This is a genomic window from Candidatus Chordibacter forsetii, from assembly GCF_964187505.1.
GTDB classification, from domain to species: domain Bacteria; phylum Verrucomicrobiota; class Verrucomicrobiia; order Opitutales; family Seribacteraceae; genus Chordibacter; species Chordibacter forsetii.
In genome coordinates, this window is record NZ_CAXLML010000199.1 from 1 (window position 1) to 17,601 (window position 17,601).

The 17,601-nt window shown below is 40.9% G+C and carries 17 protein-coding genes and 3 tRNA genes; 12 read left to right on the forward strand and 8 right to left on the reverse strand.

The window, feature by feature from the left end; all coding sequences use genetic code 11:
* The 3 genes from ACKPQ4_RS08705 to ACKPQ4_RS08715 all read left to right on the forward strand — a co-directional run.
* On the forward strand, positions 1-2,599 hold a 2,599-nt coding region (locus tag ACKPQ4_RS08705; RefSeq protein ID WP_407680798.1), incomplete at its 5' end, for a hypothetical protein.
* Positions 2,600-2,751: 152 nt separating this feature from the next.
* Positions 2,752-3,387, forward strand: a complete 636-nt coding sequence (locus ACKPQ4_RS08710; RefSeq protein ID WP_407680799.1) for an LON peptidase substrate-binding domain-containing protein — start codon at positions 2,752-2,754, stop codon at positions 3,385-3,387.
* 17 nt (positions 3,388-3,404) lie between these two features.
* Positions 3,405-3,647 (forward strand): hypothetical protein, encoded by a 243-nt coding sequence (locus tag ACKPQ4_RS08715; RefSeq protein WP_407680800.1) that lies wholly within the window; start codon positions 3,405-3,407, stop codon positions 3,645-3,647.
* 7 nt (positions 3,648-3,654) lie between these two features.
* Here ACKPQ4_RS08715 and ACKPQ4_RS08720 read toward each other — a convergent pair whose 3' ends face one another.
* The 7 genes from ACKPQ4_RS08720 to hisA all read right to left on the reverse strand — a co-directional run bounded on the left by ACKPQ4_RS08720 (position 3,655) and on the right by hisA (position 8,256).
* The gene (locus tag ACKPQ4_RS08720) at positions 3,655-3,996 is read right to left on the reverse strand and encodes a hypothetical protein (protein ID WP_407680801.1); all 342 of its coding nucleotides are present in this window, start codon (positions 3,994-3,996) and stop codon (positions 3,655-3,657) included.
* Between the two features lie 212 nt (positions 3,997-4,208).
* Positions 4,209-4,282 (reverse strand) — tRNA-Phe (locus ACKPQ4_RS08725).
* Positions 4,283-4,354: 72 nt separating this feature from the next.
* On the reverse strand, positions 4,355-4,972 hold the full coding sequence (locus ACKPQ4_RS08730) for a nitroreductase family protein (RefSeq protein WP_407680802.1): 618 nt from the start codon (positions 4,970-4,972) through the stop codon (positions 4,355-4,357).
* A gap of 32 nt (positions 4,973-5,004) precedes the next feature.
* A complete protein-coding gene (locus tag ACKPQ4_RS08735) occupies positions 5,005-6,264 on the reverse strand; it encodes a beta-ketoacyl-[acyl-carrier-protein] synthase family protein (RefSeq protein WP_407680803.1) in 1,260 nt (419 codons plus the stop codon).
* 36 nt (positions 6,265-6,300) lie between these two features.
* A tRNA-Ala gene (locus tag ACKPQ4_RS08740) sits at positions 6,301-6,376 on the reverse strand.
* Positions 6,377-6,440: 64 nt separating this feature from the next.
* Complete coding sequence (locus ACKPQ4_RS08745; RefSeq protein ID WP_407680804.1) at positions 6,441-7,442, reverse strand: hypothetical protein; 1,002 nt, start codon at positions 7,440-7,442, stop codon at positions 6,441-6,443.
* Positions 7,443-7,533: 91 nt separating this feature from the next.
* Positions 7,534-8,256, reverse strand: a complete 723-nt coding sequence (hisA, locus tag ACKPQ4_RS08750; protein WP_407680805.1) for a 1-(5-phosphoribosyl)-5-[(5-phosphoribosylamino)methylideneamino]imidazole-4-carboxamide isomerase — start codon at positions 8,254-8,256, stop codon at positions 7,534-7,536.
* A gap of 103 nt (positions 8,257-8,359) precedes the next feature.
* Here hisA and ACKPQ4_RS08755 point away from each other — a divergent pair, with 103 nt between their 5' ends.
* Positions 8,360-9,445: a M42 family metallopeptidase gene (locus ACKPQ4_RS08755; protein WP_407680806.1), complete on the forward strand. Its 1,086-nt coding sequence runs from the start codon at positions 8,360-8,362 to the stop codon at positions 9,443-9,445.
* A gap of 737 nt (positions 9,446-10,182) precedes the next feature.
* On the opposite strand, the gene ACKPQ4_RS08760 is transcribed toward ACKPQ4_RS08755, so the two are convergent.
* Positions 10,183-10,259 (reverse strand) — tRNA-Asp (locus ACKPQ4_RS08760).
* Positions 10,260-10,393: 134 nt separating this feature from the next.
* Between ACKPQ4_RS08760 and ACKPQ4_RS08765 the strand changes: the two genes are divergently transcribed.
* From ACKPQ4_RS08765 to ACKPQ4_RS08800, 8 genes are all read left to right on the forward strand, one after another.
* The gene (locus ACKPQ4_RS08765; protein WP_407680807.1) at positions 10,394-11,038 is read left to right on the forward strand and encodes an MBL fold metallo-hydrolase; all 645 of its coding nucleotides are present in this window, start codon (positions 10,394-10,396) and stop codon (positions 11,036-11,038) included.
* A gap of 50 nt (positions 11,039-11,088) precedes the next feature.
* The gene (locus tag ACKPQ4_RS08770; RefSeq protein WP_407680808.1) at positions 11,089-13,155 is read left to right on the forward strand and encodes an ATP-dependent DNA helicase; all 2,067 of its coding nucleotides are present in this window, start codon (positions 11,089-11,091) and stop codon (positions 13,153-13,155) included.
* A 62-nt stretch (positions 13,156-13,217) separates the two neighbouring features.
* Positions 13,218-13,937, forward strand: coding sequence for a PP2C family protein-serine/threonine phosphatase (locus ACKPQ4_RS08775; protein ID WP_407680809.1), 720 nt, complete (start codon positions 13,218-13,220; stop codon positions 13,935-13,937).
* Positions 13,930-14,268: a tetratricopeptide repeat protein gene (locus ACKPQ4_RS08780; RefSeq protein WP_407680810.1), complete on the forward strand. Its 339-nt coding sequence runs from the start codon at positions 13,930-13,932 to the stop codon at positions 14,266-14,268. The genes ACKPQ4_RS08775 and ACKPQ4_RS08780 overlap by 8 nt, the downstream gene beginning before the upstream one ends.
* Before the next feature lie 35 nt (positions 14,269-14,303).
* The gene (gene murJ, locus ACKPQ4_RS08785; RefSeq protein WP_407680811.1) at positions 14,304-15,872 is read left to right on the forward strand and encodes a murein biosynthesis integral membrane protein MurJ; all 1,569 of its coding nucleotides are present in this window, start codon (positions 14,304-14,306) and stop codon (positions 15,870-15,872) included.
* A complete protein-coding gene (locus ACKPQ4_RS08790) occupies positions 15,869-16,480 on the forward strand; it encodes a type II secretion system protein GspG (protein ID WP_407680812.1) in 612 nt (203 codons plus the stop codon). The genes murJ and ACKPQ4_RS08790 overlap by 4 nt, the downstream gene beginning before the upstream one ends.
* 5 nt (positions 16,481-16,485) lie before the next feature.
* On the forward strand, positions 16,486-17,142 hold the full coding sequence (locus tag ACKPQ4_RS08795) for a type II secretion system protein (protein WP_407680813.1): 657 nt from the start codon (positions 16,486-16,488) through the stop codon (positions 17,140-17,142).
* Positions 17,143-17,154: 12 nt separating this feature from the next.
* The coding region (locus tag ACKPQ4_RS08800) for a prepilin-type N-terminal cleavage/methylation domain-containing protein (RefSeq protein ID WP_407680814.1) at positions 17,155-17,601 on the forward strand (447 nt) is incomplete at its 3' end.

The window sequence follows — 17,601 nt, forward strand, 5'->3', positions numbered from 1 at the left end:
CAATTCAGCACTGCAAGCACAATTAAGTTCATCAGATGAAGAAATTAAGCGACTTAATAATAGACTCTCGCAATCCGAACAACTTGGAGTCGGTGCCCTCGTTTCTATTGAAGATGAATTGGCACTTCTTAAAAATGAAAATGATGATTTGAGAACGGCTTTACTCAAGAATACTCAATCTGTTGATGTTACCGTAGAAGCTTTGCAGCAAGAATTGGCTAATGCAAAAATTCAGCTGAAGAAACTTGAGGAAGGTGAAGTTTCAGATAACGAAACTTTAGCCCTTAAAGATTTGAATAGGCAATTAACATCAAAAAATGATGAGCTACGAGACCAGTTAGAGATTAAGAGTGAAGCTCCATCTATGATTGAAAAAGCTATGGACTTAGAAATGAAGTTAGAAATGGCTCTAGCTAAGATCGAACAAATGGACGGTCAGTTTAAATCTGCTGATAGCCCTAAACTTGCCTTACTTGAAAATGAGCTAGATCAGGCCAACTTAACAATCAATGAATTAAATCAGCAAATTGAATCAATGATATCAAGACAAGCTGAAGCCGAGCTTAATCTAGCTATGATTGAAAATTCGGCTACTCCCGACACAAGCTCGGTTATGTCATCCGATGAAAAAGAGGCATTCGCTAGTGAAATTAATGCTTTAAGGGAAGAACTAAAAAAGGCAAAGGAGAGCACTATATCTAGTTCTCGATCTCCTGAAATGGAAGCATTACAAGACGAATTACGGCAAGCAGTTGCTGAAAGCTTTGAATTACAGATGGAGCTTGAACAAACCCAAGCGCGTATTAAACAGATGGAAGAAGTTGCATCCCTAGATCCATCTCTAGAAACCATTGATGAAATTTCTCGGAAAGCAAATGAAGCTCAGGAAAATGCACAAGCTCGCATTGACGAATTATCCAATGCGCTGAGAAACTCAGAATTACTGAGATCAGAGACCGAGGATTTGGTCACGGCATTGGAACGAAAAGCTTCACAATCAAGCGATATTTCAAATGATCCAAGGTTTATTGATTTACAGCAAGAAATGCTAGCTTTGCAAAATGATCTCATCAGCATACAAGAGATGGCGGATCCGCGAGTTAAGGAACTTGAGGATAAACTTCAAAACAGCCGGGATGAGGGTGCACGTTTAAATGATGAACTATTGGGGATAATGAACGAATTTTCGTCTCTTGAAAATAATCTAGACACCCTTGAATCTGAAAATAGGAGATTGAGAGATGTTTCCTTAACCAATGCAAGGATGCAAGCAGATGAAGCTGGTGAAAGTATGCAAAATCAAATTAACGGTTTAACCCGTGAAAATACTAACTTAACCAGCCAGATAAATGAAAAAGATTCTCGTATACAGGGTTTAAGGGATGAAATGTCAAAACTCGCTGCCAAAAAACCTGACGGCTTTTCTCGAAATCAAATTTTACAACTCCAGGTCCAACTGCAGGAAGCAGAAGATGCAAATAGCCAAGCAAAACTGGAGACTCAGAGAGTGCGTGAGGAATTAGCTTTTGCCAACAGGAACTTGGCATCTTTGCAATCTAGAATGCGTGATTTCGAGAATGGCGGAATCCAAAGAAATTCTCAGATTGATTCCTCTCAACTTGCGGAGATTGAGGAATTAAGATCTCAGAACAATTTGCTAAAAGAACAACTTGCATCAACAAGCAACTTGCCTTCTCAAAATGATTTTGAAAATAGAATTAGTGATCTGAATCAGAGAAACTTGACATTAACCGTTGAGCTTGATCAAGAACGAATCATCATCGACGACCTCAAAAACGAGTTATCAGATGCCCGCTCCATTAAGCAGGAAGTCCTTGAGCGTGGTAAATCTTCCAAGATCAAGGTAGATTTATTAAATGATGAATTATCTGATGCGAAAACCCGTGTTAATTCTCTTGAAAAAGCTCTAGTTGCTGCTCGCGAGGCGATCAGGGTTTTACAAGGTGGTGGTAATCAAGGGTCTATGATTCAAGTTTCAAACCCAAGTAATTTCTCCAACAACGTTAGAACTTCAAGAATGAATACGAGATCCCCATCTTCATACTCTTCACGCCGACGGGATTCTTTGCCTGAATACGCACCAATTCGTCCAAGAAACATCCTTCAATCATCGAGTAATCCTGTATCAGTTAGGAACGAGGAGGGCGGGAATGCGAATTTACAAATCCAAGCAAAAGTTCAATTTTTAGATAACAAAGTAAGACCTGCTGGTTTTACTGAGTTTTTTCTAGTTGATAGAAAATTATCAGAGATTCTTGCTGCGGAGGGAATTAAGCCTCCCACTCAGGATGGTATACAAACTCATGCCGAGTACTGGGCTCGATCAGTTCAACGAGGTTATCAATTTCCTGGAATTGCCGCAAAGATAAGAAATGCATTAGCCCGTTCAAGCCTTAGAAGGATAAAAACTAATTCGTTGGGAGTTGGAAATGTGGATGATCTTTCTGATGGAAATTTCTTTATTGTTGGTGCATCGACCCTTGGGCAGGTTGGTGTGGTTTGGTCTAAACCTGTGAATTTGAACAATGGAGACAATGTTATAAACCTGGATCTTAACGACGCGGCTTGGGCCCAATAAATTCATCCTCTTTTATTAATCCGATCGATTGCTCGTATTACTCTTAAAGCTTCACACCTTTAAATATGTAAATTTAAATACTCCTTAGTTGAGTATACTTGATAATTGCAATTGGATAGGCGGGTATGATTTTACCCTCCCTAATACCTGTAATGACCCTAAAAGGTGTGGTTCTTTTCCCAGAAGCCATGCTTCCTCTACGCATTTTTGAGAATAGGTATCAAAAAATGCTTCAAGATATTTTAAAATCTGAAAGAATGTTTGCAGTCTTCGCTGAGCGTGAGATCTCGTCTCCAGACGAGGAATTAAATGAACCGCCTTTTGAAGTTGGTACCATTGGTTTGGTTCGCGTTTCCAAGCAGAATCCTGATGGCACCTCTTTTGTGATGTTACAGGGGGTTTCAAGGATTCGAGCTAGGTCAATTGTACAGGAATCTCCCTATCGCATTCTTGAAACTGAAGCTTTAAGCACTATCAAAGTTGCTGAAAAACTGGAAATACGGGAAAGAATATTTGATGCCCTGGTGCAAAATCATAAACTTGGTGGCGATGTTACCCAAGATGTCTTAGATTATCTTTCTACGCTTGAGGATGATATTGCTTTTGTAGACCTGGCTGCCTTTACTTTATGTAAAAGTACGGTACGAAAGCAGGCAATGTTAGAAGTGCAGCGGCTTCATAAAAGAGCTGAGATGTTATTCGATGATATCATGCAGGATAATTTACAACTTTCTTTACGGGGTAAATGTACGGATGAAAATCAAGACGCTGAGAATGATAGAAACTAACCTGATACAAATACTGAATGACAAATAAACTATCTAGTCTGGAAGCAAGTCGTCGAGAAAATCATTTCAAACGTATAATTCGTTATCGGTCGATCTTCGGTTGGGTATTTTCTGGGGTTGGATTTGTGCTTTTTATTGTTGGTTTGAAAAACCTGCAAAATCCTCTGGTCTTAATTAATGGACTCCTTTTCTTCGGTTATGGACTCTTCATGGTATGGCAGACCAAAAAAGCAAAAGAAAAGATGGATGCTAATCTTTAAATGTAAGTCAATCCTCCCAAGCATGGGGGTGCAGTTTTGATGGTTCCAGGTTTTCATTTTCACTATAATAGACTGCCATCCGCAAATAAGGTAACCTCCATTCTGGAGTATCTATTTTTCTTTTTTTAATTTCTTCAAATAGAGATTCTGGAGCCCTGCCTTGAAGTTCATATAGTTCCTTAAACCCTATATCAATAAGGTCTCGGGCAACCCGGACATCCATTCGGGGTATACGCATCATTGGAGAAGCCATTGCTTCCTTGTCTATTTTTTTCTTTTTCTTCTTACCGGCATTTTGCGAGTTTCTACCAAGCAGTGCGTCTAGAGGAATAATGTCTTCAATAGCCATGTTTATTTATAAAATGAATAGCAAAGGAAGAGAAATTAGCAAAGCTATATGCTATTAGTTACCTTGATAAAAGAGACCCTAAAACTAGGCGCCTGAAGCACTTAAGTATCAATGCTGGAATAGGTTATCCGCAGTAGTGAGCTTTTAAAGCTTTAGGACGGGTTCAATTTACACCGGATTAACGGATATACTGAAACGAAAAAAAATTTCGGTGGTGGCGAAACCCAGAATCGAACTGGGGACACAAGGATTTTCTCCTCTGCTCTACCGACTGAGCTATTTCGCCGTTCCACCAAAAGGTCTAAAATGAGAAATTTCAGCGCGATGGTCAATTATGAAACCTCTATCTTTTTTCTCTTTATGATTTTGAATGGTTTACGATAAAATTTTTTAGAGGGGAAAGGGTTCGTATTTCAGCTTTCAAAGATGAAATGCCGTAAAATAGTAAAGCAACTACCTTTTCCTTTTTAGGATCTTCAATTCCTATTGTGCAGGAGAATAACGGGTGCTCCCAGACAGGACCCGTGCTCCACTTTGCAGAAATATTATTTGATTCAAACAGTAAGAGGAGGTTCTGGATAATACAACAAGTTGTGGCGTAGTTTTCTTGAACTACAGTAGGGTGTTTACGAAGGAGTAAGGAATTTTCATCAGTATAGCTAGTTATGACAAGCAAACCGCTAGAATTTCCCCATTCTTTTTCTTTTCTTAATCCCTTTTCCACAAGGGCGGGATCAATGCTGTCTCCTGATATTACTTCATTAAATAGCTTACCGACTTTGCGAATACGTTCACAATCAAGGATGTAGAACCTGGCAGGTTCGGTTCGGTGGTGGTTCGGTGCATTTCTTGCAACATCAATTAAATGTTCAATTCTTTCAGAGGGCACTTTGCCATCAAAATAAATTGGTTTTCGAGTTCGTCTCCTTTTGATCAATTCAACGAGCCATTCCTTATAAGTTGAATCTTCGCTCATTTATTCACTAAAAGTTTTCAGGAAAATTGTTTTTAGTGTGCATGTTTAAAGACAAGACTAACATTTGCACCGCCAAACCCACTGCTGTTACTCATGATGTGTGATACCTGAATCTTTTCAGTTGTTCGGATCAAATTTAAGTGGCCTAAGGCTGGGTCTGGGGTGGTAACATTGGCTGAACCCGGCAGAAACCCTTTTTTAAGTGCCAAACAACAGAAGCCTGCCTCCATGATACTGGACAATGACAACCCATGCCCTGTGAGGGCTTTAGTACTAGATACCTTCAAAGTTTGATGTTCTTGGAAAACTGCTTTGAGTGCATGCATTTCTGAGGCATCCCCAATCTGAGTTGAGGGAGCGTGTGCGTTGATATAATCGATATCTGCGGGGGAAAGGCTTGAGTCTTTTAGCGCCTTTTTCATGGAGTCATGGAGACCCCGACCTTCAGGATGAGAAATGGCAACATTATGTCCGTCAGATCCTTGTCCCCAACCAATAAATTTTGCATAAGGTTGTGCACCGCGCCTTTGAGCTTCTTGTTTTGTCTCTAAAATAAGACTAACCGATCCTCCAGTACCAACAAACCCGTTACGATTTGAATCAAATGGCCGAGATGCTAAGTTAGGATCTTTTTCCAAGGATAAAGCCCTCATTCCGCAGAAGGGCACAATACTTTCAAAATTACAATCCTCAGCACCGACAACTAACATTCGTTTTTGTCTTCCAAGTCGAATTTCATCTAGGGCTGTTCCAAGAGCATGGCCTGACGATGCACATGCAGAGACTAAGCCCATCGAAGATCCACGAATCCCAAGGGCAGCGACAAGATTAAAAGTTAAGGTTCCAGGTATTGAAGAGACAATAGCAAGCGGATTACACGCCATAACGCCATTGCGATCCATTTTTTCAAAGTGTTTGTGAATCGACCGCATGGATCCACCCGATGCAGTGTAAATTCCAGATTCTGGGTCCTGAAGGTCTTGCGAATCAATATTTGCATCCTTAATCGCCTGTTGCAAGGAGCACCAAGCATAGAGAACGTGTGGGGAGAAGCTTCTTATAAGAGAACGGGGAACTTTATATTCACTGGGGAATTTCCAGTCCTCGGGATCTGATGAATCAAGTTCAAATTCATCGATGGTACCGGCAACCTTCACAGGTGATTCGGGAACTTGGAGCATGTTTGGGCAAGCAATTCCGTGCCTAAGATTAAGCAAGCTATTCTCTACTTGGTCCGAGTTACAACCAATACTTGTAATAAAGCCTAAACCGGTAACCCAAACTTCTTTCATAAAAGAGTGTCGAAATTAATACTGACTAAAGTTGTATGGTGGAGCCGATCGGGATCGAACCGACGACCTCCACAATGCCATTGTGGCGCTCTGCCAACTGAGCTACGGCCCCAAATTCTACTACAATGGTGGAAAATCTAAGCGTGGACAAGTCCAATCCATTCCAAATAAAGGGATTATGCGGAGGGCGGCTTCATCGGAGGCCGTGTAATTTTAAGACCCCCTGGTTTTTTCTTGCCTGGTTTTAAGGACAGGGTCGGTTTTCCTTTTTTTGCACCAATTCCAAGCTTTGTCCCTTTTACTTTGAGAGATATTGAAGGTTTTTGCGGAGCGGGAGTATTTATTGGACTTGGTGAATCTGTAACACCTGATTCTGGTGCCGTGGGACTTGGAGGAGTTGGTGGAAGATCAAGTGAATGAGCAGGAGGTGGGGCAAGGGGAGCAGGTACTTCAGGAGTTTCCTCGCCCATTGAAGGTGGAGCGATCGGGGGTAATGGTGGTGTAGGCTCTTCCTGTTCGATACTATCTGCATGCTCCGGGACCGAAGGAACTGTAGGTAAATCAAGTGAAGGAGCAGGAGGTGGGGCAAGGGGAGCAGGTATATCAGGAATCTCCTCTCCCATGGAAGGCGGAGCAATTGTCGGCAGTTCTGGTAATGATTGCTCATTTTCGATACTTTCAGCAGGTTCAGGGGCTTCGCGTTGAACTTTTTGGGTTGAATCACTCTTGACTGATTTAATCGCCTTAACATCTTTTGAAGAATCAAACTTAGCGTCAAAACCACCGTTAGCTACTTTTCTAACCTGAACTACGCTGGCACCAGTCTCACGAGCGATAGCAGCTTTATTAGGATTGGGTTGAGCAAGCTTAGATTTGATCTCCTCAAATAATTCCGGGCTCATGCTAATCGTGACCCTCCTTCCACTCGGAGAGGTAGAGCTTATCTTATCGCGAAGTTTCGGGTTTGCATAAGCTGTAAGAGCCCGAATTAGATCATTAACGGTTTTAAAATCGGTTCCAATTTCTTGGTTTACCTTTTCATGAAGGTTGGAAAGAAAGGCAGCCGATTTGATTTTTGATTCGCGTTTGGCAACTTCTGCTTTTGCACGTTCTTGAATCTCTTGGAGAATTTCTTTGGGATCTTTGGTGAAATCTACATCAAATGTGAGCTTTGTCATGATAGGAATGAGTTTTTGGGATTTTTAAATATCAAAGGAATGGGTACTGCCAATGGCAAGAAAATTTAGGAGTTCAAAATATTGAGCCGACTTACATTAATTTTTCGAGATTAACAGAGTTTTCATACAAGGCTTTGCCAATAATGACACCTTCTAAATTATTGTGTTCGTTGGCTAATTTCTGAAGTTCTAAGACATCTTGCTCTTTGGATACGCCACCAGATGCAATAATTTTACAACGGGGTGCGGCTTTGAGCATATTTAATTGAGCTGCAAAATTTGGACCTTTCATTGCTCCGTCTGTCGCGACATCTGTATGAATGATCCAGCGAGCGCCAAGACCCTCCATTTCCATGGCAAAATCTACAGCTGATTTCTCCGTTGTTTCAACCCAGCCTTTCGTTGTTACCCAACCATTTCTGGCATCAATTCCTATGACTATTCGATCTGGTCCATACTCTTCAATTAAACGACCGGTCCATTCTGGATCTTCGCAAGCTGCGGTTCCCAGTATAACACGATCCAAACCGAGTGCGAGAGCCTGGGAGACCGCCTCATTATTTCTCATGCCTCCTCCAAGCTGTACTTTCATTTCACCAATATCTAGGATGGATTTTACGGCATCAAGATTTGCTCTTCCCCCAGAAAAGGCCCCATCTAAATCAACGAGATGCAAATGGGTGGCTCCACATTCTTTCCAAAGCCGGGCTGGCTCGGTTGGATCTTCAAAATAAACGGTCTCCTGATCTGCTTTTCCTTGGAACAAGCGTACGCACCTTCCGCCTCTTAAATCAATAGCTGGATAAATTGTCATGTAATAATTGAAATAGATTTCCTACTCCAGAGGGCGAGACATAAATGTGATAACTCTTTCTCCGGAGTTGCAAAATGGACAAAGCATGACTTGATAAAAGAAGATGACAAAAACAACTTCTTTCGAAACACCGCCAAACCCTAAAGCTCCAGCATTTCTAGCTGAACTTTTAGCAGCTCGTTCACCTTCTGGATATGAGACCGAAGCTCGTGAAGTTATTAAAAAAAGAGTCGCTAAAAATGCAGATAGTTTCGAAGTTGATGCCTTGGGCAGTTGTCATGCTACCTTAGAAGGCACTGGTGCACCCACCCTTATGCTTGCGGGACATTTGGACGAACTAGGGCTAATTATTAAACACGTCAGCGATAAGGGTTATTTATATTTTGATGCCATTGGCGGACACGATCGCTCAATGATTTCCGGGCGTCGTGTTGATATTCTTACCCGAAAAGGAGTCATTCGGGGAGTCACGGGAAAGCGAGCTATTCATCTAATGAGTCCCGAGGATCGTAAAAAGGTTCCTGAATTCCATCAAATGTGGATAGATATTGGAGCAAAATCCAAGGAAGAAGCCTTGGAGCGTGTTACCATTGGAGATGCGGCTGTATACACACATGGTTTGGAGTCCTTGCATGGATCCCTTGTGGTATCACGGGCCTTTGATGATAAAAGTGGTGCCTATGCAGTTAACGAGGCTTTACTTCGCTTAAAAAAAGGAAAAAAACAGGCGTCCAAAGTGGTTGCAGTATCGACCTCCCAAGAAGAAATCGGAACGCGGGGTGCCATTTCTTCTGCTTATCTTGTAAATCCTGATGTGGCCCTCGTTGTCGATGTATCTCATGCGACTGATCATCCAGATGCGGACCACCGAAAGTATGGTTCCTTTGAGTTGGGTGGGGGTCCGATCTTAACTCGTGGACCCAATATACATCCAGGTGTCTTTGAACGCTTAGTTCAATGTGCGGAAAAGAGTAAGATCGCAGTTCAAATAGAGGCGGATCCCCGCCCCACTGGTACAGATGCGAGGGCTATTCAAGTTGCTCGTGATGGCGTTCCCACCGGACTGGTAGGTATTCCTTTAAGATATATGCACACCCCAAGTGAAGTGATTGATCTTAATGATTTAGAAGCAGTGGTTCAACTATTGGTTGCATTTGCACGTTCTCTTCGCAAAGGGGAACGTTTTTAGTAATTCTTTGAAAGTTAATTACATTTTTTTGGTTAAACCCATTCGTGGGTCAAATATACCATTTGAATTGTCTTGATGTTTAGGGATGCATGGGAGCGTTGCCGCTCCAATCTTTTGGCCAATCTAATTGCGGGAATTTTTTTGTGGGTTTTTGGGGCAGCTATTTGTCTTGGCTATTACAATTCAATTTATTTTGCCAATTTATTGAACCTATTGGGCTCAACCAAAAAAGAGTTTGGATATTTATATTCAGCCATATCTACAGCAATATTTGGAGGTTTGATTCCTTATTTTCTCTTATTGTTTCGTAAAAATGTACCCCTTGGCAAAAAGCTTGGCTGGTTCTTTTTCTTTGTAGTTTTTTGGGCAGTCAAAGGAATAGAGGTCGACGCCTTTTATAGATTACAAAGTATCTTATTTGGAGATGCCCAGGAAAAGTCTGTCGTAGTATCGAAAGTACTTTTTGATCAATTTGTTTACTGCGTATTGTGGGCTGCACCAACCACTGCAGTTTTTTACGGATGGAAAAATGCAAATTTTAATTGGGGAGATGTGAAAGAGATCAAATGTTTCCACGCCTTGTTAAAAGAATCGGTGTTTTTGCTTGTCTCGACTTGGCTAATTTGGATACCAGCGGTCACTATCGTTTATTCAATGCCTCCTAATTTGCAAATACCGCTTTTCAATCTGACCCTTTGCTTCTTCGTATTGGTTATCAGTTTATTTGATAACAAGGGTGGCGGGATAGACGGGACTCGAACCCGCGACCTCCGGCGTGACAGGCCGGCGCTCTAACCAACTGAGCTACTACCCCAGAAAGGGAAGTGAATAATCCATAAGAAAGAACCCTGCCAAGTCAAGGAACAAGGATTGTATACGAAAATATTAATTCTAAGGTGTAGGTGCAATAAACTTGGAGAAAATGTTTGAGCGCGCAAAGTAAAGGGAATGGATAAGTTGATTGTTAAAAAGCTTGAGCTTGGCCCCATTGGCACAAATGCCTTCTTGCTTTGGGAGAATAAAGGTTCCGAGGCAATTCTGATCGATGCACCTCCTAATTGTGGGGAAGAAATCTCGAAGGTTTTAAAAGAAAATGACCTTACTTTATCGCAGATCTGGCTCACCCATGGACATTGGGACCATATGGCAGGAGTGAAAGAAGTCTTGTCACCGGGAATTAAAGTTATCGGCCATTTGGCGGATGAGTTAATGTTCAATAATCCGGCAGTCATGAGTACTTTTTCGATTCCGGGCATTGATTTGCAACCAGTTGAAATTACTCAATGGGTAGAGGATGGTGATCAACTAGATTTATGGGGGAGAACAACCTATGTTTTCCACTGCCCGGGACATTGCCCAGGAAATGTCGCTTTTTACCTAAAATCGGAAAAGATTTGCTTTGTGGGCGACGTTATTTTTGCAGGAAGTATAGGACGAACAGATTTGCCGGGTGGGGACTTTGCGAGTTTGGAAGCTTCAATTCGTAACAGAATTTATACGTTACCAATTGATACCGAACTTGCGGTAGGGCACGGGCCCAACACCACAGTCGGCGATGAAATAAGGGAGAATCCCTATGTCCGTCCCTTGTAGGTTTTCTTGTTTCCAGATTATTCCCTTTCGTTTCTAAGCAGTTTGTTCGCATGATTCGATTGATTGAACAGGAACAGGTCGATGATCCTTCCAATGACCAAGGCTTTCTTGAAAAAGTCTCAGAAATTTTTGAGGAAGGGGGATGGTTAGAAAAAGCACTAGGGTTTGAATATCGAAAAGAGCAGGCTCAAATGGCCCAGAGGTATGCGAAAAGTTTAACCGAGGGAAAGCATCTTTTGTTTGAGGCTGGTACGGGTGTGGGCAAGAGCCTCGCTTATTTAATACCCTCTATTCTTTTTGCTCGTTTTGCTAGGAGGACCTGTCTCGTTGCAACCAATACCATAAATTTGCAGGAACAATTACTCGAAAAAGATGTTCTATCAGTAAGGGAATTATTTAATCGTGTTCCCGGCCTCGAAACCATTGCTGACTTTAAATGTGCACTACTTGTGGGTAGAGCAAACTATCTTTGCCAAAACCGGTTGAGCCGTGCACTAATGGGGCAGGGCGACTTGTTTGAATCTTATCAGCGTGATGAAGTGCAAAGAATTGCAGAGTGGGTAGATTCGGGTGCAGTCGAGGGAATTCGGCAAGAATTGTCACCACCTCCAAATCCTCTTGTGTGGGACTTGGTCAATGCGGATTCTTCGGTCTGCTCTGCAAAAAGTTGTAGTCCTGAAAATTGTTATTACAGAAGAGCCAGAGCTCTAGTTGAGCAGGCAGATCTAATTGTCGTTAATCACAGCCTTTTCTTCTCCTTGCTAGGAGCAGGGATGGGACCAAGTGATGATGAGTCAGGCATTTTGTTTGCAGATGACTTTTTAATTTTTGATGAAGCTCATGAAATTGCGGACGTGGCCAGCGATCATTTAGGAGTATCCCTGAGTTCTTGGTCATTGGAAACATTTCTTCGTCAACTTTATAATCCCAAAAAAGGTAAGGGCTTAATCAGCAAAATAGGAAGAGAATCTGATTTATTGGCCATCGAGAATGCGGCTCTGGCTGCGAGTGATTTCTTTCAGTATTTACACATGGACACATTGGGTGAAAAGGATCGTCAACGGTTAAGGCATTCTCATTCATTGCCCATGGAAATATTCCCTCCCCTTAGCCGCGTACTTAGGAGTTTGATTGAGTTGTCCGATTTAGCATCTGAGGAGTCAGCGCGAATGGAATTGAGAGATCAGGCAAAACGGATTCAGGCGTACTTATCGGATCTTTCAGAAGTTATCGAGCAGAAGGATGAAAATTCAGTGTACTGGTTAGAGCGTGGTGGCCGGTCAAACCAAATTATTTACCTAAGGAGTGCCCCATTAGAGATAGCTACAGTTTTGCGAGAGGAATTATTTGCTAAAGACTCTTCTATTTTATTGACCAGTGCTACCATAACCAGAAAAGGAAGTGCTGAATTTTTTCGTAATAAAATTGGAGCCGAGAAAGCGACTGAATGTGTTGTTCGCTCACCTTTTAACTATGAAAAGCAAATAAGCATAAGTATTTTTAAGGATTGTCCGGAGCCACAAGCCCGCGATCGTTCAAGTTATTTGCAATATCTCGCCCGTTCGATTCACACTCTAGCAAGGAATTTGGAGGGTGGCACCTTAGTCCTGTTTACCAATTACTCGGATCTTCGCTTTTGCCATAATGAGTTAAAGCCAATGTGGCAAAAAATGCAAAGGTCTATCTATGCACAGGGAGACCAGTACTCCCGTTCTGAAATAAGAAAAAGAGTAATTGAAGAAGGAGATGCACTCCTTCTTGGGGCAGAAAGTTTTTGGAAAGGGTTTGATGCAAAGGGTTCCTGTATTTCTCAGGTCATTTTAACCCGTTTGCCTTTTGAAAATCCGAGTCATCCACTCTTGGAAGCAAAAAGTGAAATTTTACACAGTGAGAATCGTAGTTCATTTCATGAAATTACCCTGCCTGCTGCTGTGATTCGATTTCGGCAAGGAATAGGAAGGCTGATCAGGTCTTCGACGGACTTTGGCGATTTGGTAATTTTGGATTCTAGAATTCTCAAAAAAAATTATGGTCGGGACTTTATTTCTGAACTTCCTACTAATGAGTATGATGTTACTTGCTTGCTTGACCTTTTAGGTGACGAGGGTTTGTCTTAGATCGTTTATTTTATAAGCACGAATCAACACATAGCAATCATTCCCAATCTATCCCACATTTAATGAAGCTTTCAGCATACGGGCATTCCGACGTTGGTTTTATTCGTGAAACTAACGAAGATTCATTTTTGGTCTCTTTGGAAAAGGGTATATTTGCTGTAGCCGATGGAGTCGGTGGACTTCCTTACGGATCTTTGGCTAGCCTGCTTGCGGTGCAGTACTTTGATGCATTGGTTCAAAGTCCTGATGATTGCGTTACCCCCAATGAACTTGGAGCTTTGATCAGCCAGATTCATTCAAATATTATTAAGTGTGGTCCGATTGTTGGAGGACAAAATGGAATTGGTACGACTTTTTCAGGTATTCGTTTTCTTAAGGGCAAATTCATTTTCGGACATGTCGGGGATTCCTACATCCTCAAATACGATAATAAAGCCGCAGAATTAAACCAGATTTCCAAAGAGCACACCCTTGCCGCTGAGTTGATTGCCAAACATGGTCCAGACGCGGCTAATGATATGCCCGAGCATTACAATCATACTTTGACGCGTTGCCTCGGTCAGGATATTGATTTTGAAGTTGATGGAGGAGAGTTCGAAGCTGAAGCAGGTGACAAAATTCTTTTGGCCTCTGATGGATTGTTAAACATGGTTGACCCCTCTGACATATCAAACCTATGTGCTTCGATGGATTGCCAAAGTTTAGTTAAAGAATTAATTGACCAGGCCAATCAAAACGGTGGAGTTGATAACACAACTGTAGTTTGTATCGACCTTGTCTGAGTCACCAAATTCCGAAACGGCGGAAATTAATGAATTACGCCAAAAAGTCCTTAGCTTCCCAAATAATTCATTTTTTCGGTTCTCATATGCTCAGCTTTTAGCAAAAAAAAATCATTCAGAAGAAGCAGTTGAACAACTTAGCATCTGCTTAAAGACTCGTAACGATTGGATGATGGCAGCTTTGCTTAAAGCTAAGCTTGAGATATCACTTGAAAGAAAAGAGGATGCAGAACTTTCCCTTATCAAAACAATTGAATTAGCAAAAGCTCAAGATCATCAAGATCCTCTTGATGAAGCATCAGAACTGTTGGCATTACTTAAAGGCTCGTAGATTAATAATACCCTGTTTGATGATTTTAATTTAGAGTGAGCTTGTTTGCTAGTTTTTCGGTTGTTAGCGGAGCAACTTTGCTTTCCCGAGTATTAGGTTTGTTAAGAGATGTGCTTTTTTTTGCGGCCTTTGGTACCTCAATTTATGGAGAGGCATTTCTCTTAGCCTTTACGATTCCCAATCTTTTTCGAAGAATGTTGGGTGAAGGTACTTTAACCTCGGCATTTATTCCCGTATTTTCCGAGAGTCAGCTGGTAAATAAAAACAATTGGTCTTTATTGAACGAAGTGTTGACCCGGCTCTTTGTTTTTTTGGGGTGTTTGTCCGTTTTTGTAGCTTTCTTCACTTTGCTTACTCACCAGTTTTCTTGGTTTTCAAACCCAAAGTGGTACTTAGCAAATTATTTAAATGGCGTTACCTTTTTCTATGTGATTTTTATTTGTGCATCAGCAATTTTGGTTGGTGCTTTAAATGTTAGGGATCGGTTTTTAGAAGGTTCTTTGTCTCCTGTTGTATTAAATTTATTTTTGATTTTTACCCTTTGTTTTGTGGGCTTCAATCGGGATTTCAGTTTTGGGCAAAAAGCATTATTTTTATCCCTCGCGGTAGTCGGTGCTGGTTTGTTCCAGCTTTACTTGCCTTGGTTCCGTTTGTCTAAGAATTTCGGATGGAAATTTAAATGGAAGTTTTCTAACTCTTCCGAATTATCTGAAGTTAGTTCTCTTTTTTGGGTTGGTGCATTTGGTGCTGCAATAGCACAAGTTAATATCCTTGTTTCACGAATTCTTGCTTACACATTAGACGATCCTGGGGGAGTTTCTTACCTATATATGACTGCACGATTGGTAGAACTTCCTCTGGGAGTTTTTGCCATCGCAATCTCGACTATTCTTTTTCCTGTCTTGTCTAGAGCTGCAAGTAAAGGCGACAAGGTGTTATACAAATCCTCTTTTTTTGCAGGCTTGAGAATGATATCTATGTTAACAATACCCTCATCTATTGGTCTGCTACTTTTAGGAGAACTTGTAATCAGCGTTCTGTTTGAATGGAAGGCTTTTGGGGAAAGTAATGTAGTCATGGCTAGTGAGGTACTGATGATTGTAGCCTGGACAATTCCGCTTTATGCACTGTCCACATTTTTGATCAAATCTTATCATTCTCAGAAAAACATGAAAGTTCCTTTACGGGCGGCTTTGTTGAGTTTGTTGGTAAATGTGGTTTGCAGTTTAACTTTTATGTCAGCATACGGAGTTAAAGGTCTTGCATGGGCAAACCTAGCAGCCGCGTTTGCCCAGTTTACTTTTCTTTACTGTAAAAATCCCGAACTGTCTTGGTCGTCTCTCGTTAGGAATAACCAAATATGTTTACCTAAAATATTTGCCGCTGCATGTACGATGTTTTTCTCCATTCAGCTAATAAGACTAGTTTTTGATACAGCCGCTAATAAATTTGGATTATTTTTACAACTGTCATTGTTTATTTTGGTGGGGGCATTTTGTTATTTTTTGGCCTTAATGCTTTTGAAATTTCCTCTAGCGGGCAGAAAACATTTGCTGTCTTTGATTTCTCGAAATTATGCTATGTTAACTAAATTTTTAAAATGAATTCTCTTATAAAATACAAAAGATCCCAAAGTGCATTTACCTTGGTCGAGTTAATGGTTGTGATCGTTGTTATCGGCATAGTTGGAGGAATCATTTTCAGTGGTGCTGGGTATCTCTTTGAAAAACAGGCAATTAAACAAGCAACAGTGGAAGTGGAAGTCCTAAGGGTCGCATTAGATGAATTTAAACGTGAATATGGCGACTTTCCTGAAACTTTTGATAACGAGGGTGAAATAGCTAGTTTTATTTTATTTCATTCACTGTATGGTACGCATCAACTTTCTACAGATACTGAGGCTTGGGAACGGGTAGAAATTTCTGAATTCAGGAAAAACCTACTACCAGTCGATAAGATGACTCTCGAAACTTTAAGTGATGACGAAAGCGAGAAATTTAACTTTTCAGAGTTTGATCACTATCTTGTAGACCCTTGGGGAGAACCCTACATATATCAGTTTCCCAGACAGGACGAGCAACGAGGTTTTTTACTCTATTCAAAAGGTCCCGATCAAAAAGGAGACCCTTTTAACGAAAGCCTTGTTTCCTTGCCTCAAAAAAGGTTGGAAGATAGGGATAACATACCTTCCACAGAACCCGGAAATTGGTAAGACTTATGAAAAAGAAAAAAAATGGCTTCACCTTGATTGAGCTTCTAGTGGTTATTTCTATCTTTGGAATACTCATGGGCCTTGTTGTTTCACAATTAGGAGGAGTTTTGGGTACTTCTGAAAAAACGAAGATGCAGTCGATCATGCGAACTTGGGTAATTAAATTAAAACAATACAAGACGCATTACGGTTATTATCCTCCATTTCTTTACGAATCAGGGGAAGGTGTTGCTACAATGCTCAATGATCCCCAAGAAAATCAAAACAGATTTTTATTTTCACTAAAAGGAAAAGAGAAGTCTGAAGCTGGTTGGTCAGATGGTAATTCCTTTGAAGATGAAAATCGTGACTTCAAAGAATTTCATTCTTTTAGTGATGATGAGTTTGACGGAGAAGGTAACTTAATAGCCTATGAATCTATTAGAATTTTACTCGACCATGACCGAGATGGAGCAATAGTCATGGATAATAGTCTAGTTGATGAAATTTTTTCATCTTTATCGCTAGAATATGACGACTCACAAATGGAGAATCTAGATAGTCTAAGAGATAACTTCAGCTTAATAAACGAGGATATTGCAATTTTTATTTTGTCCGACGAAACCACAAACTTGTCTAATCTATTCTCCTGGGATATTGAAAAATATTTATCGTCTGATTAATCAAATGTTGGCGTGATTAATTTAAAAAAAAATTCTAATCTCCAAAGAGGGTTTAGCTTATTAGAACTTTTAGTTGTTTTAGCGGTCATGGGTGTAATGATGGGTTTGCTAGGGTTTTCCTTTCTTGGTTCATCTTCGAAAAATTTAGGGTTAGCCCAAAGAAATATTCTTTCGTTGGTCCACAAAGCAAGGTTTCTGGCGATGTCAACAGGGCTTGAGACTCGCATTATCGTAAACGCTGAAAATTCCGATTCTGAAAAGTATTTACGTTATGCAGAGATCATTACTCTGGACAGAAATTCCTCATTTAGTGGAGTTGAAACTTGGCTTGTAGACGAAACTTCAAGAGTTACATTGCCCGAAGATATTTGGTTTGTTGCTGATGGCATCGAATCCGATAATGCGGAATGGGCCTCCAATGGTCTTTGCATATGGAGTGCCTCCTTAGAGGAAGATGAT